This is a genomic window from Pseudomonas sp. (assembly GCF_048269965.1).
In the GTDB taxonomy this organism is placed as follows: Bacteria; Pseudomonadota; Gammaproteobacteria; order Pseudomonadales; family Pseudomonadaceae; genus Aquipseudomonas.
The window spans coordinates 99,114-121,910 of the sequence record NZ_JBLWTV010000012.1 but is presented as its reverse complement, the minus strand read 5'-3'; the positions used below and the strand labels follow the sequence as shown (position 1 = coordinate 121,910).

Below are 22,797 nucleotides of genomic sequence, written 5' to 3'. Positions count from 1 at the left end.
CCTAAGGTCAGTAGATCGCCTGATACAGCTTGCGGCGGTAGGTGGTGACCAGCGGATGGTCGCCGCCGAGCAGGTCGAATACCTGCAGCAGGGTCTTGTGTGGCAAGCCGTCGCTGTAGCTGCGATTGCGTACGAACAGCTTGAGCAGACCGTCCAGTGCCGCTTCGTACTGCTGGCGCGCCAGTTGTTGCACGGCCAGCTGATACACCGCTTCGTCATCCTCGGCATTCTGTGCCAGACGGCTTTTCAGTGTGGCGGCGTCAGGCAGGTCGACGGCCTGACGCAGGAAGGTCAGTTGCGCCTTGGCGCCGGCCAGCGCCTGCTTGTGTTCGTCGCCCTTGACCGCGTTGAGGACGGTTTCCGCCTCGCCCAGTTCACCGCGTTCGGCCAGGCAGCGTGCGTAGAGAATCAGCGCGGCCGCATGCTCGTTGTCTTCCGTCAGTACCTGCTTGAGCAGCGCTTCGGTTTCGGCAAAACGTCCTTCGGCAAACAGCGCCTGGGCGGCTTCCAGCGGATCGGCTGCGGCGGGGGCCGGTTCGGCGACATGGGGTTTGAGCATCTCGCGAATCGCCGCTTCCGGCTGCGCGCCAGCGAAGCCGTCCACCGGCTGACCGTTCTTGAACAGCACCACGGTGGGCAGGCTGCGGATGCCGAAGCGCATGACGATGTCCTGCTCGATATCGCAGTTGACCTTGGCCAGCAGCAATTCACCGGCGTACTCCTCGGTGATCTTCGCCAGCATCGGCATCAGCGCCTTGCACGGCGCGCACCACTCGGCCCAGAAGTCCACCAGCACCGGTTTGTGGAAGGAGTTCTCGATCACCAGTTGCTCGAAGCTGGCGGCGCCGGAGATGTCGAAGATGTAAGGGGAGTCGCTCATGGTCGGTCTCGAAAAAGAAGGGCAATGGCATTATTAATGCGGGCAGGTGGCTGGCGAAACAAGGGGGCGCCGCCACTGCCTGTAGCCCGGATGCAATCCGGGGATGGCTGGCACCCTGTTTCCCGGATTGCATCCGGGCTACGTCGGTCGTCGCGCATGATACAGGCTGACTTCGCGAAACTCCGCCGGTTCGGCCAGGTCCGGCCAGGTGCAGCCGTCCAGCAGTGCCAGGCGCTGATAGAGCGGATGCTGGAAGTCCTTGACCCGTGAGTCGGCCACCAGTGCCTGGCGTCCACGGCTTAAAAAGTGATCGAGCAGCGGCAGGTTGGCGCGATCGTAAAGCACGTCGGCCACCAGGATCAGGTCGTAGCGGTCCGCTTCGGCGAAGAAATCTGCCGAGTAGCTCAGCGTCACACCATTGAGTTCGGCATTGGCGCGGCTGGCGGCCAGTGCCACGGGGTCGAGGTCGCAGGCTACCACTTGCGCCGCGCCGGCCTTGGCTGCGGCGATGGCGGCGACACCGGAACCTGCGCCGAAATCCAGCACGCGTTTGCCGCGTACCCACTCGGGGCGCTCAGCCAGCCAGCGCGCCAATACCAGGCCGCTGGCCCAGCAGAAGCACCAGTAGGGCGGCTCTTCGAGAATGCGCCGGGTTTCCTCGGGGTTGAAGGCGCGCTCCATGTTGCTGGCATCGATCAGCCACAGGGCGATATTGGTACCCGGCAGCGTTTCGGCCACCAGGCGGGCATCGCCGAGCAGGTCGCTCAGTGCCTGCTGCAGCGCTTCGGGTGGCCTCATGGCGCCGGCACCAGCTGCAGGGCGCCGAGGTCCTGATCGCTCAGTTCGGCGATGCTGCGCGCCGGCAGACGTTGCACCAGGCGCCCGGCGTGACTGACGCGGCCGCGCAGCTCCAGGCGCAGATCCTGAGGCGCCTGCTGCGGGTTCAGCGGCAGATGGAACGGCAGCGCTTCGCCGTTGCCACGCAGATGAAGCTGGCCGAGCAGGGCGTGCGGCCTGCCGCGCATATCCACGCCCAACAGTGCCAGGTCGACATCGGCGCCAGCGGCGACGCCAAGCAACTCGTCGCGCAGACCAGGGCCCAGAGTCGGCGCAGCGCCGGGTTCTACCGGTGCAGGTGCTGGCATGGGCGGTGCGGTGTTCGTGGGCTCGCTGGCGCAGGCGACAAGCAGGCCGCTCAGGGCCAGTGGCAAGAGGGGCAGGTATCGGTTCATGGCATGTACGGCTCTTGGAGGTGCGTGCCCATAGCTTAATTTGTCTTGCTGCCTCTATGCGCTACCATGACGCCTTTGCCGCCAATAGCCCGCGCCTGCCATGCATTGTCCCTTCTGCGCCGCCAACGACACCAAGGTCATCGATTCCCGTCTGGTCGCCGAGGGCGACCAAGTCCGCCGCCGCCGCGAATGCGTGGCCTGCGGTGAGCGTTTCACCACCTTCGAAACCGCCGAACTGGTGATGCCGCGCCTGATCAAGCAGGACGGCAGCCGTCAGCCCTTCGATGAAGAGAAACTGCGCGCCGGCATGCAGCGTGCGCTGGAAAAGCGTCCGGTAAGCGTCGAGCGCCTGGAAGAGGCCATCGCCCGCATCAAGCAGCAACTGCGTGCCACCGGCGAGCGCGAGGTGAAATCGCTGGTGCTCGGCGAGCTGGTGATGACCGAGCTGAGCAAGCTCGACGAGGTGGCGTACATCCGTTTCGCCTCGGTCTATCGCCGTTTTCAGGACCTCAACGAATTTCGCGAGGAAATCGAGCGTCTGGCCCGCGAGCCGTCGAAAAGCCGATGAGCGAGCGCGACCACTTGTTCATGGCGCGCGCCCTCAAGCTGGCGCGCAAAGGCCTCTACTCCACCCATCCCAATCCGCGTGTCGGCTGCGTCATCGTGCGTGATGGCGAGATCGTCGGCGAGGGCTGGCATGCCCGTGCCGGTGAGCCGCACGCCGAGGTGCACGCCTTGCGTCAGGCCGGCGAACGGGCGCGCGGGGCCACCGCCTACGTCACGCTGGAGCCCTGCAGTCATCACGGGCGTACGCCGCCCTGCGCCGATGCGCTGGTCGCCGCCGGTGTCGGCCGGGTGGTCGCGGCGATGCAGGACCCCAATCCGCAGGTGGCCGGTCGCGGCCTGTTGCGCCTGGCCAATACCGGTATCGAAGTGCTGTCCGGCGTGCTGGAAAGCGAGGCGCGAGCGCTCAATGCCGGTTTCATCAAGCGCATGGAGAGCGGATTGCCGTTCGTGCGGGTCAAGTCGGCGATGAGCCTGGATGGCCGCACGGCCATGGCCAGCGGCGAAAGCCAGTGGATCACCGGCCCGGCGGCGCGTGCCGAGGTGCAGCGCCTGCGCGCGCAGTCCAGCGTGGTGCTCAGCGGTGCCGACACCGTGCTGGCGGACGATGCCCGGTTGACCGTGCGCCCTGATGAGTTGGGGTTGGGTGTCGAAGCCACCTTCATGGCCGCCTCTCGGCCGCCGCTGCGGGTGTTGGTCGATGGTCGTCTGCGCGTGCCGCTGAGCAAGGCCTTCTTCCAGGTCGGCCCGGCGCTGGTGGCCACCTGTGCGGCGGCTGCCGCGCGCGATCGCTATCTGGCCGATGGCCACGAACTGCTCGCCGTGCCGGGCAGCAATGGCCACGTCGATTTGCGCAGGCTGCTGCTGGAGCTGGCCGGCCGTGGCGTCAACGACGTGCTGGTCGAGGCCGGGCCGCGTCTGGCCGGCGCCTTTGCCCGTGCCGGGCTGGTGGACGAGTACCGCATCTTCGTTGCGCCCAAGCTGCTGGGCTCCAGTGCGCGGCCGCTGTTCGAGCTGCCGCTCAACCGCATGGCCGAGGCGCCGGAGCTGCAGATTCTCGATATCCGCGCCGTCGGCGACGATTGGCAGATCACTGCAGTGCCCAAGGCCAGGTAGGGTGCGCCGTGCGCACCGCGGCCGCCGCAGTTTTCTCCAAGCTCTCCCTGCCTGCTGGCAGCGACTCGAGCGGGCGCGGGAGCAGGCGCTGGCCTGGCATATTGGCGGTTGACCCTGGTGCGCGCAGCGCACCCTACAAGCCATGCGCCACAGCGATAAATATGGTAAAACGCCACGCGGCCATTCATATGGCCGCAACGTTCTCAGGGCGGGGCGAAATTCCCCACCGGCGGTAATGGTTCGCAGAACCTAGCCCGCGAGCGCTCGCCACGGCTCCTGCCGTGCGAGGTCCAGCAGACCCGGTGTGATTCCGGGGCCGACGGTATAGTCCGGATAAAGAGAGAGCGGGATTCCCTCCACGGGCGCCTCGTGCGTGTCCGCGAAATCCCTATCGATCGGCATTGCCCTGTTTTTGACCAAAACAGGAGTTCGTCCATGCTGTTCAGAAATACCTTCAACGTGAAACCGGAGGGCTTATGTTCACCGGCATAATCGAAGCCATCGGCAGCATTCGCGCCATGACGCCCAAGGGCGGTGACGTGCGCCTCTACGTGGCCACCGGCAAGCTCGATCTGGGTGACGTCAAGCTCGGCGACAGCATCGCCGTCAACGGCGTGTGCCTGACCGCCGTGGAGCTGCCCGGCGACGGTTTCTGGGCCGACGTCAGCCGCGAAACGCTGGCACGCACTGCCTTCGTCGACCTCAAGCCCGGCAGCGCGGTGAACCTGGAAAAGGCCCTGACGCCCACCAGCCGCCTCGGCGGGCACCTGGTCAGTGGTCACGTCGACGGCGTTGGCGAGATCGTCGCGCGCGCCGAAAACGCCCGCGCCGTGCAGTTCAGGGTGCGTGCCCCGCGCGAGCTGGCCAAATACATCGCGCACAAGGGCTCGATCACCGTCGACGGCACCAGCCTGACCGTCAACGCGGTCGATGGCGCCGAGTTCGAGCTGACCATCGTGCCGCACACCTTGGCCGAGACCATCATGGTCGACTACCAGGCCGGGCGTAAGGTCAACCTCGAGGTCGACCTGCTGGCGCGTTACCTGGAGCGCCTGCTGCTCGGCGACAAGGCCGCAGAACCCAAGGCCTCGGGCCTCACCGAAAGCTTTCTCGCCGAACACGGCTACCTGAAGAATTAAGGAGACGCCCCGATGGCGCTCAACACCGCTGAAGAACTGATCGAAGACATCCGCGCCGGCAAGATGGTCATCCTCATGGATGACGAGGACCGCGAGAACGAGGGCGACATCATCATCGCCTCCGAGTGCGTCACCGCCGAACACATCAACTTCATGGCCCGCTTCGCCCGTGGCCTGATCTGCATGCCGATGACCCGCGAGCGCTGCGAGCTGCTCAAGCTGCCGTTGATGGCACCGCGCAATGGCTCGGGCTTCGGCACCAAGTTCACCGTCTCCATCGAGGCGGCCGAGGGCGTGACCACCGGCATCTCCGCCGCCGACCGCGCGCGCACCGTGCAGGCTGCCGTGGCGCGCAACGCCGTGGCCGAGGACATCGTCAGCCCGGGTCATATCTTCCCGTTGATGGCCCAGCCCGGCGGCGTACTGGCGCGTGCCGGTCACACCGAAGCGGCCTGCGACCTGGCGCGCATGGGCGGTTTCGAACCGAGCGGGGTGATCTGCGAGATCATGAACGACGACGGCACCATGGCGCGTCGCCCGGAGCTGGAGAAGTTCGCCGAAGAACACGGTCTGAAGATCGGCACCATCGCCGACCTGATCCACTACCGTCTGATCCACGAGCGCACCGTCGAGCGCATCAGCGAACAGCCGCTGGACACCGAACTGGGCCAGTTCAACCTGGTGACCTACCGCGATGGCGTGGAGAACACCGCGCACATGGCGCTGACCCTGGGCACCATCTGCGCCGAAGAGCCGACTCTGGTGCGTGTGCACAACATGGACCCGCTGCGCGACCTGTTCATGGTCAACCAGCCGGGGCGCTGGAGCATGCGCGCGGCGATGGCGGAAGTGGCCAAGGCCGGCAGCGGCGTGGTGCTGCTGCTGGGCAATCCGCTGACCGGGCCGGAGTTGCTGGCGCTGATCAGCCGTCAGCAGCCGGCCAATCCGGCGACCTACAGCACCGTGGGCGCCGGCTCGCAGATTCTGCGCGACCTCGGTGTGCGCAAGATGCGCCTGATGAGTTCGCCGATGAAGTTCAACGCGATATCCGGCTTCGACCTTGAGGTTGTAGAATACCTGCCTTCTAAATAAGAAGCGGCTCGACAGAGCCGCATCTGATGACCCTCTCCCTTTGGGAGAGGGTGCCCGGAGGGCGGGAGAGGGTGTTATGGCCAATGCCGAACCCTCTCCCTACGGGGGCCGCCCCAACCCCTCTCCCATTTATGGGAGAGGGGAGCTAAAGCACGTAGCCCGGATGAAATCCGGGAAGATCGGCACACTGGCCCCGGATTGCATCCGGGCTACGCAGCCAAACGAATTTTATTTTCGGAGTGCACCGCCGCTCCGGCTCTTTAACCCATGTGAGACCCGTCATGACCCTGAAGACCATCGAAGGTACCTTCATCGCCCCGAAGGGCAAATACGCCCTGGTGGTAGGCCGTTTCAACAGCTTCGTCGTCGAGAGCCTGGTCAGCGGCGCCATCGACGCCCTGGTTCGCCACGGTGTTAGCGAGAGCGATATCACCCTCATCCGCGCGCCGGGTGCCTTCGAGATTCCGCTGGTTACCCAGAAGGTCGCTCAGCGTGGCGAGTTCGCGGCAATCATTGCCCTGGGCGCGGTCATTCGTGGCGGCACTCCGCACTTCGAGTACGTCGCAGGCGAGTGCACCAAGGGCCTGGCCCAGGTTTCCATGGAATACGGCGTACCGGTCGCCTTCGGCGTCCTGACTGTCGACTCCATCGAACAAGCCATCGAACGTTCCGGCACCAAGGCGGGTAACAAGGGTGCCGAAGCTGCGCTGTCTGCCCTGGAAATGGTCAGCCTGCTGGCGCAGTTGGAGGCCAAGTGAGCAACTCCGGTAACGGCCAGCCGGCCAAGAAGGGCCCCAGCGGCAAGATCCTCGCGCGCCGTGAAGCCCGCACCCTGGCCATGCAGGCCCTGTACTCCTGGCACATCGCCGGGCAGCCGCTGAACGAGATCGAGGCGCAGTTCCGCGTCGACAACGATTTCAGCAAGGTAGATGGCGCCTACTTCCACGAGATCCTGCACGGCGTGCCACGGCACAAGACCGAGCTGGACGAGGCCTTCACGCCGCTGCTCGATCGCCCGCTGGAAGAGATCGATCCGGTCGAGCTGGCCATCCTGCGCCTGTCCACCTACGAGCTGAAGAACCGCGTCGACGTCCCCTACAAGGTGGTGATCAACGAAGGTATCGAGCTGGCCAAGGTGTTCGGTGCCACTGACGGGCACAAGTTCGTCAACGGCATCCTCGACAAGCTCGCGCCCAAGCTGCGTGCCGCCGAAGTCAACGCCAACAAACGTTGAGGCCCATGGGGATGCTTTATTCACGATCTTGCGAGCTAGAGCCATGCAAGGCGCAACGACCAGCGGGAGTAACAGCCGAAGGCAGGCCCGTAGGGCGAGCGCCAGCGAGTCAAACAGGCGAGGAAGCGCAGTGTGCTGTAGCACATGAGCATTCCGAGTCTGCTTTTAACGCAGCAGGGCCGACGCGCAGCAGATCGTTGCTTGCCCGTGAATGAGTTCGAGCTGATCCGCCGCTACTTCGCCGCCGCCCGTTGTGCTCAGGGCGGCGACGGAGTGGTTCTCGGTATTGGTGATGACTGCGCACTGCTGGCGTTGCCCGCCGGTGAACAGCTGGTGGTTTCCACCGACACCCTGGTTGCCGGGGTGCACTTCCCCGAATCCTGCGATGCCTTTCTCCTCGGTCAGCGCGCGTTGGCCGTCTCCGCCAGTGATCTGGCCGCCATGGGCGCTACGCCGCTGGCCTTTACCCTCGCCCTGACCCTGCCGAGCGCCAATGAAGCCTGGCTGGCCGAGTTCGCTCGCGGCCTGCAAACGATGGCGCAGAGCTGTTCACTGGCGCTGGTCGGTGGCGACACCACGCGGGGCCCGTTGAGCCTGACGCTGACCGTGTTTGGCCGTGTGCCGTCCGGGCAGGCGCTGTTGCGTAGCGGCGCCCGGGTTGGCGATCTGCTCTGCGTCGGAGGCGAACTGGGCGATGCCGCAGGCGCCCTGCCGCTGGTATTGGGTCAACGTGAGGCGGCGCCTGAAGTGGCCGAGCCCTTGCTGGCGCGCTACTGGTCGCCGCAGCCGCAACTGGCCCTGGGCCAGGCGCTGCGCGGGCGGGCCACGGCCGCGCTGGATATTTCCGACGGCTTGCTGGCCGACTGCGGGCATATCGCCAAGGCCTCACAGGTCGCCCTTGAGATCGAGCTGGCGCGTGTTCCGCTGTCTGCAGCGCTGCGCGCTTTCGCCGGTGAAGAACAGGCTCGGATCTGCGCGTTGGGCGGTGGCGACGACTACCGCCTGGCCTTTACCCTGCCACCAGCACTGCTCGCCGACCTGCAGGCCGATTGGCCCGATGTACGGGTTATCGGCCGTGTGCTGGCCGGCTCTGGGGTACAGTTGCTGGATGCTGCCGACCAGCCCATCGATCCGCCGCGTGGCGGCTACCAACATTTCTGACAGGACGGAGTGCGCGTGACCGATCACCCCAACCAGGTTCCCGCCGAATACGTACCGCCCTCGGTGTGGCGCAATCCCTGGCACTTCATCGCCTTCGGCTTCGGCTCCGGCACCCTGCCCAAGGCGCCAGGCACCTGGGGCTCGCTGGTGGCGCTGCCGTTCGTGCCGCTGTGGCAGATGCTGCCGGACTGGGGCTACTGGCTGATGCTCGGGGTGACCATGCTGTTCGGCTTCTGGCTGTGCGGCAAGGTCGCCGACGACCTGCGTGTGCACGACCACGAAGGCATCGTCTGGGATGAAATGGTCGGCATGTGGATCACCCTGTGGCTGGTGCCCGAGGGGTGGGTCTGGTTGCTGCTAGGCTTTCTCATGTTTCGTCTGTTCGACATCGTCAAACCCTGGCCGATTCATTGGATCGACCGGCATGTGCATGGCGGTGTCGGCATCATGCTCGATGATGTCATTGCCGGGGTCTTTGCCTGGTTGGCGATGCAAGGATTGGTCTGGGGCTGGGCCAATTATGGAGCCGGGCTGGGTTTCTAAGGAGTGAGCATGCGCATGAGGCAAGTCTGGCTGGGGATGCTGCTGATGCTCTCTGCCTTGTCTGGTGCCCAGGCTCAGAGCGAGCTGCCAGGTGAAATACGCCTGGCCAGTGAGATCTGGGAGGCCTATACCGAAGCCGATGGTAGTGGTCTGGGCTGGGATGTGATGCGCGCGGTGTTCGAGCCGGCAGGTGTCCGTCTGGATATTCACAGCGTGCCCTACACCCGCGCCATAGGGCTGGTGCAGCGTGGCGAGGCCGATGCCTGGGTCGGTGCCTATCGTGACGAGGTCGAGGAGCAGGTGTTCTACCCCAGGCACCACTACGATCGTGATCAGATCGTCGCACTTGGCCTCAAGGACAAGCCGGTGCCGACGCTCGACAGCCTGGGCGCGTTCCGGCTGGTCTGGGTGCGAGGTTACGGTTACGAGGAATATCTGCCGAATGTGCACGACTACCGGGAAGTACAGCGGCGCGGCGGTATCCTCGGCATGCTCGAACTGGGCCACGCGGACTTCTATATCGATGCCCGTCCCGAGGTCGACGAACTACTGGGCCGAGCCGAAAAACCACAGCAATATCGGGTGACGAATCTGACGCAGTTGCCGCTTTATCTCGGTTTTGCCGACACGCCACGCGGCCATGCCCTGGCCGAACTCTTCGATCAGCGCATGACGCAGCTGGTCGCCAGCGGCGAGCTGCGGCCGATCTTCGCTCGCTGGCAGCAGCCCTATCCCTTCGACTGAGCCGGGAGGCCTTCATACATGCAGCTTCGTCACTGTCTCGCCGCGTTAGCGCTGCTATGTGCGAGTTCCTCCTGGGCGGCGTCTCAGGTTCAGGTGGTCGGCCTGTTTCCCGGCGCGGCGGTGGTCAATGTCGATGGCCAGCGCAAGCTGGTGCGGGTCGGCCAGACCGGCCCGGGCGGGGTAGAAGTGGTCAGCGTCGACAAGCAGGGCGCAGTGCTGCGTGTCGATGGCGTCGAGCGCGCCTATCCGCTGAGTCGCGAATACAGCGCCGGCTTCGCCGAGCCGGTGAGGAAACGCCTGAGCATCGCCAAGGGCATCGGCGGACATTACTGGGTGGCCGGTTCGGTCAACGGCCAGACGGTGCAGTTTCTGGTCGATACCGGCGCCACCTCCGTCGCGCTCAACGATGCGCATGCCAGGCGTCTGGGTATCGATTACCGGGTCAGCGGTCGGCCCTTGCAGGTCAACACCGCCAGCGGTATAGCCCGTGGCTGGCGAGTGATGCTCGACCGGGTCAAGGTCGGCGATCTCGAGGTGCTTGGCGTCGAGGCGGTGGTGCTGGAGGGAAATGCACCGCACGAAGCCCTGCTGGGCATGAGCTTCCTCGGCCGGGTGGGCTGGCGCGAGGAGCAGGGGATGCTGGTGCTGGAGTCCAAGCTATGAGAATCAGCCCAAAGTCTGCTGCGCGTCGGCACTGCCGCGTTAGAAGCAGGCTCGGACTGCTCATTTACAATCAGTAGACTCCGCTTCCTCGCCTACTTCTGCCTTGCATTGCTCTAGCTCGCGAGACTTTGAACTGATTCTGATCGTGCTCATTGACCGTTTCGATACTGATGATCGGCAATTCTGACTGACCCGCCAGCGAGGGCTGCTGATACAATGCCGGCCCTGTTTCGTACTCATTGCCAGGAGTATCCGGTGTCCGTCGTGTTCGTCGCCGCCTCCCAACTGCCCACCCCCTTCGGTGTGTTCATCATGCACGGCTTCCTCGATGAGGCCACCGGCAAGGAACATGTCGCCCTGACCTTCGGCAACGTCGCCGACGGTGCGCCGGTGCTTGGCCGTCTGCATTCCGAATGCCTGACCGGCGACGCGCTGTTCAGCCTGCGGTGCGACTGCGGTGCGCAGCTGCAGGCGGCGCTGCAGGCCATCGCCAACGAAGGCCGCGGCGTGCTGCTGTATCTGCGTCAGGAGGGCCGTGGCATTGGCCTGCTGAACAAGATCCGCGCCTATGAACTGCAGGACGGTGGTGCCGATACGGTGGAAGCCAACGAGCGCCTGGGTTTCGGCGCCGACCAGCGTGATTACGCCATCTGCCTGCCGATGCTCGAGCACCTGGGCATCGACAGCCTCAAGCTGATGACCAATAACCCGCGCAAGGTCAAGGCGCTGGGCGACCTGGGCATCGCCGTGGATCACCGTGTTCCGCTGCAGATTGCGCACAACCCCTACAACAAGCGCTACCTCGCCACCAAGGCCGGCAAGCTCGGCCATATGCTGGGCAACCAGCATCAGGGCGAGACCGAGGAAAGCCTGTGACCCGAGGCCAGGTCAAGCGCCGCCTGGCGCTGGCCTGGTGGCGCCAGTTGGCGGTGGCGCTGGCGCCGTTGTTTGTGTTCAACCTGCTGTTCGGCGGTGGCAGTACCACGGTGCTGACCATGCCGCTGTTCATCGCCGGCATGGCTGCGATGTTCGTCAGCCTGCCGTTGTTCTCCGCCTACAAGCGCGCGCTGATCGCCACTGAAAAAGCACTCGACAGCGACGATGAACCCGCTGCCTGGCTGGAGCTGGATCGCGTACGTCTGCGCGCCTTGCTCGGCGCCGCGCTGCCGGCGTGGATCGCGGCGCTGGCGGTGCCGGCCGGCCTCGAGGCGATTCCGCTGGTATTGCTGGCGCTGTCGTCCATCGTGCTGCACGGCCTCTACCGCATACCCCGCCAGTTGGGTTGATGCGCACGCTGCTGCTCGTGCTTGGCCTGCTGGCGCTGCCGCTGTCCGCCGCCGAGCGGGTGATCAGCCTGGCTCCTTCGCTCAGTGAAATCATGCTCGATCTGGATGCCGCCGACCTGCTGGTTGGCGTGCTCGAAGGTGCTGAGCATCCTGCCGCGCTGGCGCATCTGCCAACGGTTGGCCGTTATGGCCAGCTGGAATTCGAGCGGCTGTTGCAACTGGCGCCGGATCTGATCCTCATCGCGCCTGGCAGCGTGCCACCGGCGCAGCAGGCGCAGTTGCAGCGCTTTGGCATCGACCTGTTGATCGTCGAACCGCAGCGCCTCGAGCAGCTCGGCGATGCCTTCGTGCGTATTGGCGAACGAGTGGGCCGGGCAGAGCAGGGACAGCGCCTGGCGGCCGAATTTCGCGCTGAGCTGGATACGCTGCGCCAGCGCTACCGGCGCGAGCAGCCCCTGGCGGTGTTCTACCAGGTCTGGCACCAACCGCTTTACACCATCGGTGGCGAGCAACTGATCGGTGACGCCTTGCAGGTCTGCGGCGCACGCAACCTGTTTGACGATCTAGCGCAGCCGGCGCCGCAGGTCAGCATGGAGGCGGTATTGGCGCGTGATCCGGACGTGATTCTTGGCGGCAGCAATGCCGAACTCACGGCCTGGCAGGCCTGGCCGCAGCTGCATGCAGTGCGCCGGGAACAGGTGTGGGCGGTGCCGGACAAGGGCCTGGAGCGGCCCAGCCGGCAGATGTTGGGTGCCATCGAGCAGTTGTGTGAGCGGATGGCGGGGGCGCGGTAGCCCGAAGCCCTTGGTGCGCCCGGCGCACCCTACAGTCGTAGGCGCGCCGGGATCCATCGCCTGGCGCACTGTTTTCATCTACACCGGCAGCGGTCGTAGGGTGCGCCGTGCGCACCGAGGTCAGAACTGCGGCGTCCAGGTTACGGCCAGCAGTGCGGTGCGACCTGCCTCGCGGTAGGGCTGTGGTTCGCCCATGAAGTCCAGTGGATTGGTCGGTCGCAGGTAGTTACCCAGCGTGTAACCACGATCTAGCGCGTTATCCAGCTTCAGATCCAAGCGCAGCTCAGATGTACTCTGCCAACTGGTGCGCAAGTCGAGTACACCATAACCGGAGAGTTGACGGGTATTAGCCGGGTCATCGTAGCGCTGGCTCACTGCGCGCCATGAGCCGCCAACTCCGAAGGCGCCAAACTGGCGGTCTAGATCTAGGCTGAGGGTGCGGCGTGCGCGGTAAGGAAGTGTGTGGCCATTGTCGCGGTCGCGCGGATCAATCAGGCTCACCCCGAGTTGAACCCGCCAGTCCATTACATTGCGGGCAACGCTGGCCTCGAAGCCGTTGACGCGTGCTTTGGCGATGTTCTCCGGCTGATTGGCGCTGCTGTCCCAGGCGATCATGTCGTCGATGTCAGTACGATACAGCGACGCTGTCAGGTGCGTGCCGGAGAAGTCGGCGCGCCATTGCAACTCGTAGGTTTTTGACGTCTCGGCCTCTAGGTTCGGGTTGCCGGCACCGGGATAGTAGAGGTCGCTGAAGGTGGGGGCACGGAAACCCTCACCGTAGCTGATGATCCAGCTCTGACTGTCACCCGCGGGCAGGCTGAGGGCCGCGTTCCAGCTGTTCTGGTTTCCGTAGATCTGGTTGTCGTCGTGGCGCAGGCCCAGTTCGGTGCCAAAGTGTTCGCCCTTGAAGCTGTGTTGAGCGAAGACGGCACGGTTATCGCGTTTATCCTCTGCAAACACGGTGCTGCCATCAACCCGATCCTCGTACCAGTCGGCACCGAGGGTTAGTTGGTTGGCGGCGTTCAGTTGCAGATGATTGATCCAGCTCGCAGAGTGGCGAGTGGTTTTCAATGTGCCATTGTTCCAACTGTCTGCGGCGCCCTGCGCCTTGTTACGGTCGAAGCTGCGGCCCAGTTCGATGCGGCTGTTCCAGCTGTTGGTAAGCCTGCCGTCCAGGTATCCGCTGTAGCTGCTCAGGCGGAATTCATCGTGAGGCTGTCCGGGGACGAAGTTGTAAGCGTCGTCGTATTCACTGTCACCACGTTGGTCGTTCAGGTTCAGCCCGGTTTTCCAGTCGTCGCTGAAGCGATGATCCAGATTCAGATGTACTGCCTTGTTGCGCAGACCGTCGCGATCCCTGTCGGCGTCGACGTTGTCGCTGGTGCGATCCCAGCCGTTGCTTTCGTCAAGGCTGCCACCGAGGGTGAAGGTGGTGTCGTCATTGCCTCCGGCCAGTGCCACGCTGCGCTGGAAGGTCTGGTGACTGCCGACCGCCAGGCGCACTTGAGGATGCAGGCCCGTTTCGCCACGGCGGGTGAAAATCTGGATCACACCGCCAATCGCGTCGGCGCCATAGAGGGATGAACGCGGCCCGCGCGTCACCTCCAGGCGTTCGACGTTGTCGATGCTCAGGTAATCAAGACGAGCGATGCCACTACTGGCAGAGGCAACGCGCTGGCCGTCGATCAGTACCAGAGTCTGCGCTGTGCTGGTGCCACGAACTGAATAGGAGATCACTCCGCCAGAGCTGCCAATCTGTACGCCAGGCACTCGGCTGAGTAACTGGGGGACGCTGCGAACTTGCAGGCGTTCGATATCCTCGCGCGTAAACACACTGGTAGCCGCAGTAGCCTGCGCTTGCGGTTCTGCCAGACGCCCGGAGGTGATTACCAGTGGCTCGCTTGCGTAAGGCTCGGCAGCCAGCAGGGCAGCAGGCATGACGCTGATGGCCAGCGCCAGACGAGACAGTTTCATTATCTTTCCTCAAAGGTCGGCAGACGTTCGAGGAGGGCAGGCGCAAGCACGCGCAGGGCGGCGCTTGACCGTGTCGCCCTCCGCAACACCAGTCGCACCGCCTTGGCCGGTCTCCGGGCTCTCGACCCGCGTCCGCCTTCCCAGGCCTGGCCCAGTGGCTGTTGGACGCGGCGCAAGCTCAGCGCTTGCTGTCGATTACCGTTGCGGGGGCAGCGTCGGCATCGCACCGACTTCCCGTTTAACGCCGCTTGCGCAGCGCACCCTGGCGGAACATGAATGGCGCGCACCTTAGTGCGCGCGAGTATCAATGACAAGCAAGCCGCGCTCATTCAGCGATGAGCGGGCTTCATGCTCAGGTCTTGAGCAGGCTCAGGCGCTCGCGCACCGCGCGTTCGATACCCGCGTCGTCGAGGCCGCATTCGGCGAGCATCTGGCTGGGTTTGGCGTGTTCGACATAGTAGTCCGGCAGGCCCAGGTGCAGCACCGGTACCTGGCGATTTTCTGCAGCGAAGAATTCGCTGACCGCGCTGCCGGCGCCGCCCATGATGCTGTTTTCCTCGAGGGTCACCAGCAGCTCATGGTTGCCTGCCAGCTCGCGTAGCAGGGTTTCGTCCAGGGGTTTTACGAAGCGCATGTCGACCACAGTGGCATCCAGCGTTTCACCCACGCGCAGGGCTTCGGCCAGTTGCACGCCGAAGGCCAGCAGGGCGACGCCCTTGCCCTGGCGACGTACCACGCCACGGCCGATTTCCAGCGGCTCGAGGCCTGCATCGAGCGGTGCGTTGGGGCCGGTGCCGCGCGGATAGCGCACCGCTGCCGGGCCGTCGAACAGGTGGCCGGTGGTGAGCATGCGGCGCAACTCGTTTTCGTCGCTCGGGGTCATCACCAGCATGCCGGGGATGCAGCGCAGGTAGGACAGGTCGAAGCTGCCGGCGTGGGTCGGGCCGTCTTCGCCGACCAGGCCGGCGCGATCGATGGCGAACAGCACGTCGAGGTGCTGCACGGCGACGTCGTGGATCAGTTGGTCATAGGCACGCTGGAGGAAGGTGGAATAGATCGCCACCACTGGCTTCGCGCCCTCGCAGGCCATGCCGGCCGCAAGGGTCACAGCGTGTTGCTCGGCAATGGCGACGTCGAAGTAGCGCTCGGGGAAGCGCTCGGCGAAGGCCACCAGATCCGAGCCTTCCTTCATCGCCGGGGTGATGCCGACCAGGCGGTTATCGGCTGCGGCCATATCGCACAGCCACTGGCCGAAGACGTTGGAGTATTTCGGGCCCGATGGCCGCTTCGGGCTGGAGAGCGGTGCGGCTGTCGGAGTCACCGGCTCCAGTTTGGTGATGGCGTGATAGCCGATGGGGTCGGCCTCGGCCGGGGCGAAGCCCTTGCCTTTCTTGGTCACCACATGCAGGAACTGCGGGCCGTCGAGGTCGCGCATGTTGCGCAGGGTGGCGAGCAGGGTGGGCAGGTCGTGGCCGTCGATGGGGCCGACGTAGTTCCAGCCCAGTTCCTCGAACAGGGTGCCGGGTACCAGCATGCCCTTGGCGTGTTCCTCGACCTTGCGCGCGATTTCCCAGGCACCGGGCAGGCGCGAGAGGATCTTCTTGCTGCCCTCGCGCATGCTGGCGTAGGTGCGGCTGGAGATGATCTTGGCCAGGTAGTTGGACAGGCCGCCGACGTTCTTGGAGATCGACATGTCGTTGTCGTTGAGGATCACCAGCATGTTGGCGCCGACGTCGGTGGCGTGGTTCAGCGCCTCGAAGGCCATGCCGGCGGTCAGTGCGCCGTCGCCGATCACCGCCACGCTCTTGCGCTTCTCGCCCTTCAGGCGGGCAGCGATGGCCATGCCCAGGGCTGCGCTGATACTGGTGCTGGAGTGACCGACGCCGAAGGTGTCGTACTCGCTCTCGCTGCGGCGCGGGAAGGCGGCCAGGCCATCCTTCTGGCGCAGGCTGCCCATGCGCTCGCGACGGCCGGTGAGAATCTTGTGTGGGTAGGCCTGATGGCCGACGTCCCACACCAGACGGTCATCGGGGGTGTCGAAGACGTAGTGCAGGGCGATGGTCAGTTCGATCACGCCGAGGCCGGCACCGAAGTGCCCGCCGCTCTGGCCGACGCTGTAGAGCAGGTACTGGCGCAGTTCGTCGGCGAGGGTTTCCAGGTCCGCTTCGGCCAGGCGGCGCAGCTCATCCGGCGTGTTGGCGCTGTCCAGCAGCGGCGTCAGCGGGCGCTCGCGGGGGATCTCGTGGAAAGTGGTCGGCATCAGGCGAATCGTTATAGGTGTAAAAAGATGCGGCAGTTTACCCGAAAAAGGTGGCTGCAAGCTTCACGCCCCGTGCGACAAGCCAGCGTCCTCGCACGGGGCCCCTACCAGGTATCGACGAACGGCCGCTTGCGACCCTCGCGCCGCACCGGGCGCGGTGTGGCTGCCAGCCCGCGCAACAGCCAGGCGCGGCTGTCAGCCGGGTCGATCACGGCGTCGATCTCCAGATAACTGGCCATGTTCAGCGCCTTGCCGTTTTCGTAGGCCTTGGCCACCAGTTTGTCGAACAGCGCCTGACGCGCGTCGTCGTCTGGCTGAGCTGCCAGTTCCTTGGCAAAGCCCAGGCGCACCGCGCCCTCCAGGCCCATGGCACCGAATTCTCCACTGGGCCAGGCGGCGGTGAATAGCGGCGAATGGAAGCTGCCGGCAGCCATGGCCTGGGCACCGAGGCCATAGCCCTTGCGTAGCACCAGGGTGAAGAAGGGCACCGTGAGGCTGGCGGCGGTGACGAACAGACGCGAGACGTGACGCACCGTGGCCTGTTTCTCCGCCTCCGGGCCGACCATGAAACCGGGGGTATCGCACAGTGAAACGATAGGCAAATCGTGCGCCTCGCACAGCTGCAAAAAGCGTGCAGCCTTGTCGCCGGCCACGGCATCGATGGCGCCGCCCAGGTGTGCGGGGTTATTGGCGATCAGGCCGAAGGGCTTGCCCTCGATGCGGATCAGTGCGGTGATCAGGCCGGGTGCGAACTGACGGCGCAGCTCCAGCACGCTGCGGTGATCGGCGAGCAGTTCGATCACCTTGCGGATGTCGTATACGCGCAGGCGATTCTCCGGGATCACCTGGCGCAGTTCGCGGGCATCGCTGCACTGCCAGTCGCTGAGCGGGCCCTGGAAATAACCCAGGTACTGCTTGGCTATGGCGACCGCTTCGGCCTCGTCCTCGACCAGCACATCGATCACCCCGTTGGGGCCTTGCACGCTGGTCGGGCCGACCTGCTCGGGGGTGAAGCTGCCGAGGCCGCCACCTTCGATCATCGCCGGGCCGGCCATGCCAATGCTGGCGTTACGCGTGGCGATGATCAGGTCGCAGCAGCCGAGCAGCGCGGCGTTGCCGGCGAAGCAGCGCCCGGAGACCACGCCCACCGTCGGCACCAGCCCGGAGAGCCTGGCCATGGCGACGAATGTATGGCAGTCCAGCCCGGCCACGCCGACGAAGTCGGTATCGCCCGGCCGCCCACCGCCGCCTTCGGCGAACAGCACCACGGGCAGGCGCCACTGCTCGGCCAGGGCCAGCATGCGGTCGGTCTTCTTGTGGTTCATCACGCCCTGGGTGCCGGCGAATACCGTGTAGTCGTAGGCGATGGCCATGCAGCGCGCGGCCTCGGCGCCGAACTGCGCAGCGCATACCGTGCCGATACCGGCGACCAGGCCATCGGCCGGGCTCAGCTCCTGCAGTTCCTCGGGCGAGCGCCGACGGCGCTGGGCGGCCAGGGCCATGGCGCCGTATTCGATAAAGCTGCCGTCATCGAGCAGGTCCGCCAGGTTCTCCCGAACCGTTCGCTGGCCGGTCTTGCGCCGCTTGGCCACGGCCTCGGGGCGACGCGCGTCGGTCAGGCGCGCATGGCGTTCCAGCACTTCGGCCAGATCAGCGCGGATATGCGTCAGATCGACCGCCTGCTCACCGTGGGCGTCGAGGCCGTCCACCTCGGCTGGCTCCACGAACAGCAGCGCCTGGCCCTCGCCGAGGGCGTCACCCGGCGCCACGGTCAGCGCGCGGACGATACCGCTGTGCTCGGCCTTGACCTCGAACTCCATCTTCATCGCTTCCAGCACGGCGATGGGCTGGCCGGCGGCCACGGCGTCACCCATGGCGACCGACAGGCTGACCAGCACGCCGGCGCTGGGCGCGTTCAGCGCCAGGGTGCCGGGCGGGGCGTCGACAGTATCCTTGGCGCTTTGCGCAGATGCGTCGCCGGCGAAGTAATGGTGGGGATGCGCCTGTTCGCGGGCGGCGAGCAGCTCGCCCAGGTGACGCTCGACGTAGGTGGTGTCGACTCGGTTGGCGATCACCTCGTCGCGCTGCAGCAGGTTCTGCAGCAGGTGCAGGTTGCTCGCCACGCCCTCGATGCGGAACTCGCACAGCGCCCGGTAGGCGCGGCGCAGGGCTCCGGGGTAATCGCTGGCGCTGGCGATCAGCTTGGCCACCAGCGAGTCGTAGGCCGGGCTGACGGCGTAGCCGGCATAGCCGCAGCCGTCGACGCGCAGACCTGGACCGGAGGGCGGTTGGTAGGCGCCGAGCACACCGGCCGCCGGGCGCGCGCTACCGTCGGCGAGCAGGGTTTCCAGGTTCAGGCGCAGCTGCACGGCACAGCCTTTCGGCGCGGCCGGAGTGAGCAGGCCCAGCTCGTCCAGGCTTTTACCGGCGGCCAGGTGCAGTTGCGTGTGCAGCAGGTCGACGCCTGTGACCTGCTCGGTAACGGTGTGCTCCACCTGCACGCGCGGGTTGGCTTCCATGAAGTAGAAGCGCCCCGGCTGGTCGAGGTCGAGCAGGAACTCGAAGGTGCCGATGCCGCGATACTGCACCTCGACCGCCAGGCGCAGTGCGCTGGTGATGATCGCGTCACGGGTGGGCACATCCAGATCGGGGCTGGGTGCAATCTCCACCAGCTTCTGGTGGCGGCGTTGCAGGCTGCAGTCGCGTTCCCACAGGTGGCTGACCGCGCCGCTGCCGTCGCCGAGTACCTGCACTTCGATATGCCGGGCGCGGCGCACGCGCTTCTCCACGTACAGTGCGCCGCTGCCGAAGGCCCCCTGGGCCTCGGAGGTGCAGCGGGCGAAAGCCTCGGCCAGTTGCGCGGCATCGTCCACCGCTCGCATGCCGCGTCCGCCGCCACCGGCCAGGGCCTTGAGCATCACGCTGCCGTGCTCGGCGAGAAAGCCTGCGGCCTGCTCCAGCGTTACCGCCTGGTTGATGCCGGGCACCAGCGGCACCGCACAGCGTTCGGCCAGGTCGCGGGCGGCGGCCTTGTCGCCGAACAACTGCAGGGTTTCTGGCGAGGGGCCAATGAAGGTCAGCCCGGCTGCCTGGCAGCGACGGGCGAACTCGGCGTTCTCGGCGAGAAAGCCATAGCCGGGATGGATGGCGCTGCAGCCCTGCTCGTGGGCGATGGTGATCAGCTGGTCCATGTCCAGATACGCGGCCACGCCTCGCCCTGCGAGCGGCACTGCCAGATCCGCCTTGCGTGTGTGCAGGCAGGCACCGTCATCTTCGGCATACACCGCGACACTGCGGACGCCGAGATCGGCACAGGCCTGGGTGATGCGGATGGCGATCTCGCCGCGGTTGGCGATCAGCAGGGCGGGGAAGGGCATGGCGGCTCCAGACGTCTTGTCGTTATGGAGCCATCTTAGGAGCCTGGTCGCAGGGGTAAAGCAAGCCTTATGCGGCGATCATGGCGACATAGATTGCAATGATGGGGCGAGCGAGTGGATTTCGCGGCTGAAGCCGCTCCCACAAGAGCGGACTAGCTGCGTCGTTCGACGATGTAGCGCGCCAGCTCGCGCAGCGGTTCGGCGCTGTTGTCGAACGGGCGCAGCACGTGCAGGGCCTGGTCGCGCAGCTCCAGGGCATAGTCCTTGGCCGCGTCGAGGCCGAGCAGTGCAGGGTAAGTGGGTTTGTCGTGGGCTTCGTCCTTGCCCTGGGTCTTGCCCAGGGTGGCGGTGTCGCTCTCCACGTCGAGGATGTCGTCCTGCACCTGAAAGGCCAGGCCGATGGCGCGGGCGTATTGCAGCAGGGCCTTGAGCGCGAGCTCGTCGGTGTTGCCACTGGCCAGGGCGCCGAGCGCCACGCTGGCCTCGATCAGCGCGCCGGTCTTGTGCCGGTGCATCACTTCCAGCGCCTGCTGGTCGAGCCTCCGGCCGACCGAACCGAGGTCGATGGCCTGGCCGCCGACCATGCCGGCCGGGCCAGCAGCCTGGCTCAGCAACTCGATCATCTGCAGTCGCGTCTCGGCATCCTGCGGATTGCGCCGGCGGTCGGCGAGCACTTCGAAGGCCAGGCTTTGCAGACCATCGCCGGCAAGGATGGCACTGGCTTCGTCGAAGGCCTTGTGGGTAGTCGGCTGGCCGCGACGCAGATCGTCGTCGTCCATCGCCGGCAGATCGTCATGCACCAGCGAGTAGGCGTGGATCAGCTCCACCGCACAGGCGGCACCATCGGCCCGTTCGAGATCACCGTCGAGGGCTTCGCAAGCGGCATAGACCAGCAGCGGGCGCACGCGCTTGCCACCGTTCATCACGCTGTAGCGCATGGCCTGGTAGAGGCGCTCGAGTTCCGTGCGTGGTGCTTGAAACAGTGTTTCCAGTGCCGTGTCGACGCGGGTCTGGCAGCGCTGCTGATACGCCGCGATCATGCGGGCTCGTCCGTGTCGAAGGGCGCGGGCTGCAACTCGCCGTCGCGCTCGAGCAGAATCTGCACTTTCTGCTCGGCCTGGGCCAGGGCGGCCTGGCATTCGCGGGTCAGGCCGATGCCCTGTTCGAAGGCGGTCAGCGAGTCTTCCAGCGACAGCTCGCCGCTCTCCATGCGCTCGACCAGCGTCTGCAGTTCGGCGAGGGAGTGTTCGAAGTCAGGGGCGGCTTTCTTGCGGGCCATGGCGGCGGGTCTCGGGCAACGTGGAAACCGCGCGACACTAGCAGAGGCTTGCTGCTCGGGCAAATCAGCGGGGCAGCAGGTGTGCTGGCCGAGGGCGCAGTCCGGGATTGGGGCCTGAGTAGGGTGCGCTGCGCGCACCGCCGTGGAACCCTGGTGCGCACGGTGCACGCTGCGGTCTATCCCAGGTAGGTGCTCCAGAAGTAGTACAGCGTCATCGTGCTGCCGACCAGAATGACGAAGCTGCGCAGCAGTGCCGGTGGCAGTTTCTCGCCCAGTGCGCCGCCGGCATAACCACCCAGGGTGGCGCCGGTGAGCAGGATCGCCAGCTCGTACCAGCTGACTCGGCCGGCGATGACGAAGGTCAGCGTGGCGATGCTGTAGATCACCGCCGAGATCAGGTTCTTCAGTGCGTTGGCGCGGGCCAGTGGGTGACCTTCAATGGAAAACGCAGCGAGCTGCAGAATGCCCATGCCGGCGCCGAAGTAGCCGCCGTAGATCGATACGCCAATGTGCGCACCCAGCGACAACGGCGTATGTGGCGGATGCTCGGCTGCCTTGCGTCGTGCCGCCAGCGCGCGACCCAGCCAGGGGCTGGCGGCGAACAGCGCGGTGGCCGCCAGCAACAGCCAGGGAATCAGCACGCGGAACACGTCGTCGCCGCCGGCCAGCAGCAACAGTCCGCCGAGCAGACCGCCAGCCAGGCCGGCCAGCAGCAGCGGAATCAGGTAACGCCCCAGCGGCCGCAGCGAGGCGCGCGCAGCCCAGGCGCCGGCCAGGCTGGCCGGCCACAGCGCCACGGCGTTGGTGGCATTGGCCGTCACCGGCGGCAGGCCGGCGGCGAGCAGGGCCGGGAAGGAGAAGAAGGTGCCGCCGCCGGCCAGGGCATTCATGCCGCCGGCGGCGAAACCGGCGAGGGCCAACAGCAGCAGATCGAACAGAGTCATCAGGCAGCCTCGCACAAAAAGAGTGCAGCATAGGGCTGACCGTTCGGTCAGCCAAGTGCGACCAAAGTGCGGTGGCTGCCGGAATCAGTTGCGGTTGATCTCGGGCTGCAGCATCCACTCGGCGCTGTCGTTCCATACGTCCATGCGGGTGATCAGGCCGTCACGTACTTCGAAACGGTCGAGGTAGCGATTGCCGGAGAAGCTGCGGCCGTCCGGCCATTCGCCGTAGAGGGTGCCGTTGGAGTACACCACGCAGTGGTCGTCGTGCTCGGTCCAGTCGAACTGGCCCATGGCTTTTTTCACCCAGTTGTAGCGCCCGCCATTGAATGCGGTGATGGCCTGGGCATTGGGCATGGCACGACCGCCGGTGAAGGTGATGCGCACGTCGGCGGACATGTAGCGGGCGGCGTTCTGCGGATCGGGGATCATCGACAGTTCAAGGAACTGGCGAACCAGGGTGACGGCGGGGTGTTCGCTGGGCATGGAGTTCTCCTTGGACCTGGCTGCATCCTGCT

Annotated in this window: 23 protein-coding genes and 2 riboswitches; of the genes, 13 read left to right on the top strand and 10 right to left on the bottom strand. The window is 65.7% G+C overall.

Features of this window, described 5'->3' with window-relative positions; translation table 11 throughout:
- Positions 1 to 7 precede the first annotated feature (7 nt).
- From trxA to ACN0X6_RS15380, 3 genes are all read right to left on the bottom strand, one after another.
- On the bottom strand, positions 8 to 880 hold the full coding sequence (gene trxA / locus ACN0X6_RS15390; RefSeq protein WP_417705192.1) for a thioredoxin: 873 nt from the start codon (positions 878 to 880) through the stop codon (positions 8 to 10).
- Positions 881 to 1,018: 138 nt separating this feature from the next.
- Positions 1,019 to 1,678 (bottom strand): class I SAM-dependent methyltransferase, encoded by a 660-nt coding sequence (locus ACN0X6_RS15385; protein ID WP_417705190.1) that lies wholly within the window; start codon positions 1,676 to 1,678, stop codon positions 1,019 to 1,021.
- Positions 1,675 to 2,112 (bottom strand): hypothetical protein, encoded by a 438-nt coding sequence (locus ACN0X6_RS15380; protein ID WP_417705188.1) that lies wholly within the window; start codon positions 2,110 to 2,112, stop codon positions 1,675 to 1,677. Before ACN0X6_RS15380 ends, ACN0X6_RS15385 begins: the two co-directional genes overlap by 4 nt.
- Positions 2,113 to 2,212: 100 nt before the next feature.
- Between ACN0X6_RS15380 and nrdR the strand changes: the two genes are divergently transcribed.
- From nrdR to ACN0X6_RS15315, 13 genes are all read left to right on the top strand, one after another.
- Positions 2,213 to 2,680: a transcriptional regulator NrdR gene (nrdR, locus tag ACN0X6_RS15375; RefSeq protein WP_003243991.1), complete on the top strand. Its 468-nt coding sequence runs from the start codon at positions 2,213 to 2,215 to the stop codon at positions 2,678 to 2,680.
- Entirely contained in the window at positions 2,677 to 3,792 is a 1,116-nt protein-coding gene (gene ribD / locus ACN0X6_RS15370; protein ID WP_417705186.1) for a bifunctional diaminohydroxyphosphoribosylaminopyrimidine deaminase/5-amino-6-(5-phosphoribosylamino)uracil reductase RibD, read from the top strand. The genes nrdR and ribD overlap by 4 nt, the downstream gene beginning before the upstream one ends.
- A 195-nt stretch (positions 3,793 to 3,987) precedes the next feature.
- Positions 3,988 to 4,142, top strand: a riboswitch (FMN riboswitch).
- A 126-nt stretch (positions 4,143 to 4,268) separates the two neighbouring features.
- Positions 4,269 to 4,931, top strand: coding sequence for a riboflavin synthase (locus tag ACN0X6_RS15365; RefSeq protein ID WP_417705184.1), 663 nt, complete (start codon positions 4,269 to 4,271; stop codon positions 4,929 to 4,931).
- Between the two features lie 12 nt (positions 4,932 to 4,943).
- Positions 4,944 to 6,023: a bifunctional 3,4-dihydroxy-2-butanone-4-phosphate synthase/GTP cyclohydrolase II gene (gene ribBA, locus ACN0X6_RS15360; protein ID WP_160016992.1), complete on the top strand. Its 1,080-nt coding sequence runs from the start codon at positions 4,944 to 4,946 to the stop codon at positions 6,021 to 6,023.
- A 281-nt stretch (positions 6,024 to 6,304) separates the two neighbouring features.
- Positions 6,305 to 6,781 (top strand): 6,7-dimethyl-8-ribityllumazine synthase, encoded by a 477-nt coding sequence (gene ribE / locus ACN0X6_RS15355; RefSeq protein WP_417705182.1) that lies wholly within the window; start codon positions 6,305 to 6,307, stop codon positions 6,779 to 6,781.
- Positions 6,778 to 7,257, top strand: a complete 480-nt coding sequence (gene nusB, locus ACN0X6_RS15350) for a transcription antitermination factor NusB (RefSeq protein WP_417705180.1) — start codon at positions 6,778 to 6,780, stop codon at positions 7,255 to 7,257. Before ribE ends, nusB begins: the two co-directional genes overlap by 4 nt.
- Before the next feature lie 207 nt (positions 7,258 to 7,464).
- On the top strand, positions 7,465 to 8,418 hold the full coding sequence (gene thiL / locus ACN0X6_RS15345) for a thiamine-phosphate kinase (RefSeq protein ID WP_417705178.1): 954 nt from the start codon (positions 7,465 to 7,467) through the stop codon (positions 8,416 to 8,418).
- A 15-nt stretch (positions 8,419 to 8,433) separates the two neighbouring features.
- Positions 8,434 to 8,961: a phosphatidylglycerophosphatase A gene (locus tag ACN0X6_RS15340; RefSeq protein WP_143509410.1), complete on the top strand. Its 528-nt coding sequence runs from the start codon at positions 8,434 to 8,436 to the stop codon at positions 8,959 to 8,961.
- A 9-nt stretch (positions 8,962 to 8,970) separates the two neighbouring features.
- Entirely contained in the window at positions 8,971 to 9,705 is a 735-nt protein-coding gene (locus ACN0X6_RS15335) for a substrate-binding periplasmic protein (protein ID WP_417705175.1), read from the top strand.
- Between the two features lie 18 nt (positions 9,706 to 9,723).
- Positions 9,724 to 10,368 carry a retropepsin-like aspartic protease family protein gene (locus ACN0X6_RS15330; protein ID WP_417705173.1) on the top strand — a complete coding sequence of 215 codons (645 nt, stop codon included), beginning with the start codon at positions 9,724 to 9,726 and terminating at the stop codon, positions 10,366 to 10,368.
- A 255-nt stretch (positions 10,369 to 10,623) separates the two neighbouring features.
- Complete coding sequence (gene ribA / locus ACN0X6_RS15325; protein ID WP_417705172.1) at positions 10,624 to 11,244, top strand: GTP cyclohydrolase II; 621 nt, start codon at positions 10,624 to 10,626, stop codon at positions 11,242 to 11,244.
- Positions 11,241 to 11,654 carry an MFS transporter gene (locus tag ACN0X6_RS15320; RefSeq protein ID WP_417705171.1) on the top strand — a complete coding sequence of 138 codons (414 nt, stop codon included), beginning with the start codon at positions 11,241 to 11,243 and terminating at the stop codon, positions 11,652 to 11,654. Before ribA ends, ACN0X6_RS15320 begins: the two co-directional genes overlap by 4 nt.
- Positions 11,654 to 12,448 carry a cobalamin-binding protein gene (locus ACN0X6_RS15315; protein ID WP_417705169.1) on the top strand — a complete coding sequence of 265 codons (795 nt, stop codon included), beginning with the start codon at positions 11,654 to 11,656 and terminating at the stop codon, positions 12,446 to 12,448. The genes ACN0X6_RS15320 and ACN0X6_RS15315 overlap by 1 nt, the downstream gene beginning before the upstream one ends.
- 120 nt (positions 12,449 to 12,568) lie before the next feature.
- Here the strand turns inward: ACN0X6_RS15315 and ACN0X6_RS15310 are convergent, their stop codons facing one another.
- From ACN0X6_RS15310 to ACN0X6_RS15280, 7 genes are all read right to left on the bottom strand, one after another.
- Entirely contained in the window at positions 12,569 to 14,422 is a 1,854-nt protein-coding gene (locus tag ACN0X6_RS15310; RefSeq protein ID WP_417705167.1) for a TonB-dependent receptor domain-containing protein, read from the bottom strand.
- 86 nt (positions 14,423 to 14,508) lie between these two features.
- Positions 14,509 to 14,702, bottom strand: a riboswitch (cobalamin riboswitch).
- Between the two features lie 72 nt (positions 14,703 to 14,774).
- Positions 14,775 to 16,682 carry a 1-deoxy-D-xylulose-5-phosphate synthase gene (gene dxs, locus ACN0X6_RS15305; protein ID WP_417705165.1) on the bottom strand — a complete coding sequence of 636 codons (1,908 nt, stop codon included), beginning with the start codon at positions 16,680 to 16,682 and terminating at the stop codon, positions 14,775 to 14,777.
- 104 nt (positions 16,683 to 16,786) lie between these two features.
- A complete protein-coding gene (locus ACN0X6_RS15300) occupies positions 16,787 to 20,059 on the bottom strand; it encodes a carboxyl transferase domain-containing protein (protein ID WP_417705164.1) in 3,273 nt (1,090 codons plus the stop codon).
- A gap of 152 nt (positions 20,060 to 20,211) precedes the next feature.
- Positions 20,212 to 21,099, bottom strand: a complete 888-nt coding sequence (ispA, locus tag ACN0X6_RS15295) for a (2E,6E)-farnesyl diphosphate synthase (protein WP_417705162.1) — start codon at positions 21,097 to 21,099, stop codon at positions 20,212 to 20,214.
- A complete protein-coding gene (locus ACN0X6_RS15290; RefSeq protein ID WP_024309614.1) occupies positions 21,096 to 21,338 on the bottom strand; it encodes an exodeoxyribonuclease VII small subunit in 243 nt (80 codons plus the stop codon). The genes ispA and ACN0X6_RS15290 overlap by 4 nt, the downstream gene beginning before the upstream one ends.
- A gap of 176 nt (positions 21,339 to 21,514) precedes the next feature.
- On the bottom strand, positions 21,515 to 22,282 hold the full coding sequence (locus ACN0X6_RS15285) for a sulfite exporter TauE/SafE family protein (RefSeq protein ID WP_160017005.1): 768 nt from the start codon (positions 22,280 to 22,282) through the stop codon (positions 21,515 to 21,517).
- Between the two features lie 84 nt (positions 22,283 to 22,366).
- Positions 22,367 to 22,765, bottom strand: a complete 399-nt coding sequence (locus ACN0X6_RS15280; protein WP_417705160.1) for a nuclear transport factor 2 family protein — start codon at positions 22,763 to 22,765, stop codon at positions 22,367 to 22,369.
- Positions 22,766 to 22,797 lie beyond the last annotated feature (32 nt).

Bases quoted from the DNA above. Each gene is read 5' to 3' on its own strand.
- ACN0X6_RS15290 (WP_024309614.1), bottom strand. From the start codon at position 21,338: ATGGCCCGCAAGAAAGCCGCCCCTGACTTCGAACACTCCCTCGCCGAA.
- dxs (WP_417705165.1), bottom strand. From the start codon at position 16,682: ATGCCGACCACTTTCCACGAGATCCCCCGCGAGCGCCCGCTGACGCCG.
- ACN0X6_RS15365 (WP_417705184.1), top strand. From the start codon at position 4,269: ATGTTCACCGGCATAATCGAAGCCATCGGCAGCATTCGCGCCATGACG.
- ACN0X6_RS15335 (WP_417705175.1), top strand. From the start codon at position 8,971: ATGCGCATGAGGCAAGTCTGGCTGGGGATGCTGCTGATGCTCTCTGCC.
- nrdR (WP_003243991.1), top strand. From the start codon at position 2,213: ATGCATTGTCCCTTCTGCGCCGCCAACGACACCAAGGTCATCGATTCC.
- ACN0X6_RS15315 (WP_417705169.1), top strand. From the start codon at position 11,654: ATGCGCACGCTGCTGCTCGTGCTTGGCCTGCTGGCGCTGCCGCTGTCC.
- ACN0X6_RS15280 (WP_417705160.1), bottom strand. From the start codon at position 22,765: ATGCCCAGCGAACACCCCGCCGTCACCCTGGTTCGCCAGTTCCTTGAA.
- ACN0X6_RS15310 (WP_417705167.1), bottom strand. From the start codon at position 14,422: ATGAAACTGTCTCGTCTGGCGCTGGCCATCAGCGTCATGCCTGCTGCC.
- ribE (WP_417705182.1), top strand. From the start codon at position 6,305: ATGACCCTGAAGACCATCGAAGGTACCTTCATCGCCCCGAAGGGCAAA.
- ispA (WP_417705162.1), bottom strand. From the start codon at position 21,099: ATGATCGCGGCGTATCAGCAGCGCTGCCAGACCCGCGTCGACACGGCA.
- ACN0X6_RS15285 (WP_160017005.1), bottom strand. From the start codon at position 22,282: ATGACTCTGTTCGATCTGCTGCTGTTGGCCCTCGCCGGTTTCGCCGCC.
- ACN0X6_RS15300 (WP_417705164.1), bottom strand. From the start codon at position 20,059: ATGCCCTTCCCCGCCCTGCTGATCGCCAACCGCGGCGAGATCGCCATC.
- trxA (WP_417705192.1), bottom strand. From the start codon at position 880: ATGAGCGACTCCCCTTACATCTTCGACATCTCCGGCGCCGCCAGCTTC.
- ACN0X6_RS15330 (WP_417705173.1), top strand. From the start codon at position 9,724: ATGCAGCTTCGTCACTGTCTCGCCGCGTTAGCGCTGCTATGTGCGAGT.
- ACN0X6_RS15380 (WP_417705188.1), bottom strand. From the start codon at position 2,112: ATGAACCGATACCTGCCCCTCTTGCCACTGGCCCTGAGCGGCCTGCTT.
- ribD (WP_417705186.1), top strand. From the start codon at position 2,677: ATGAGCGAGCGCGACCACTTGTTCATGGCGCGCGCCCTCAAGCTGGCG.
- ACN0X6_RS15385 (WP_417705190.1), bottom strand. From the start codon at position 1,678: ATGAGGCCACCCGAAGCGCTGCAGCAGGCACTGAGCGACCTGCTCGGC.
- ribBA (WP_160016992.1), top strand. From the start codon at position 4,944: ATGGCGCTCAACACCGCTGAAGAACTGATCGAAGACATCCGCGCCGGC.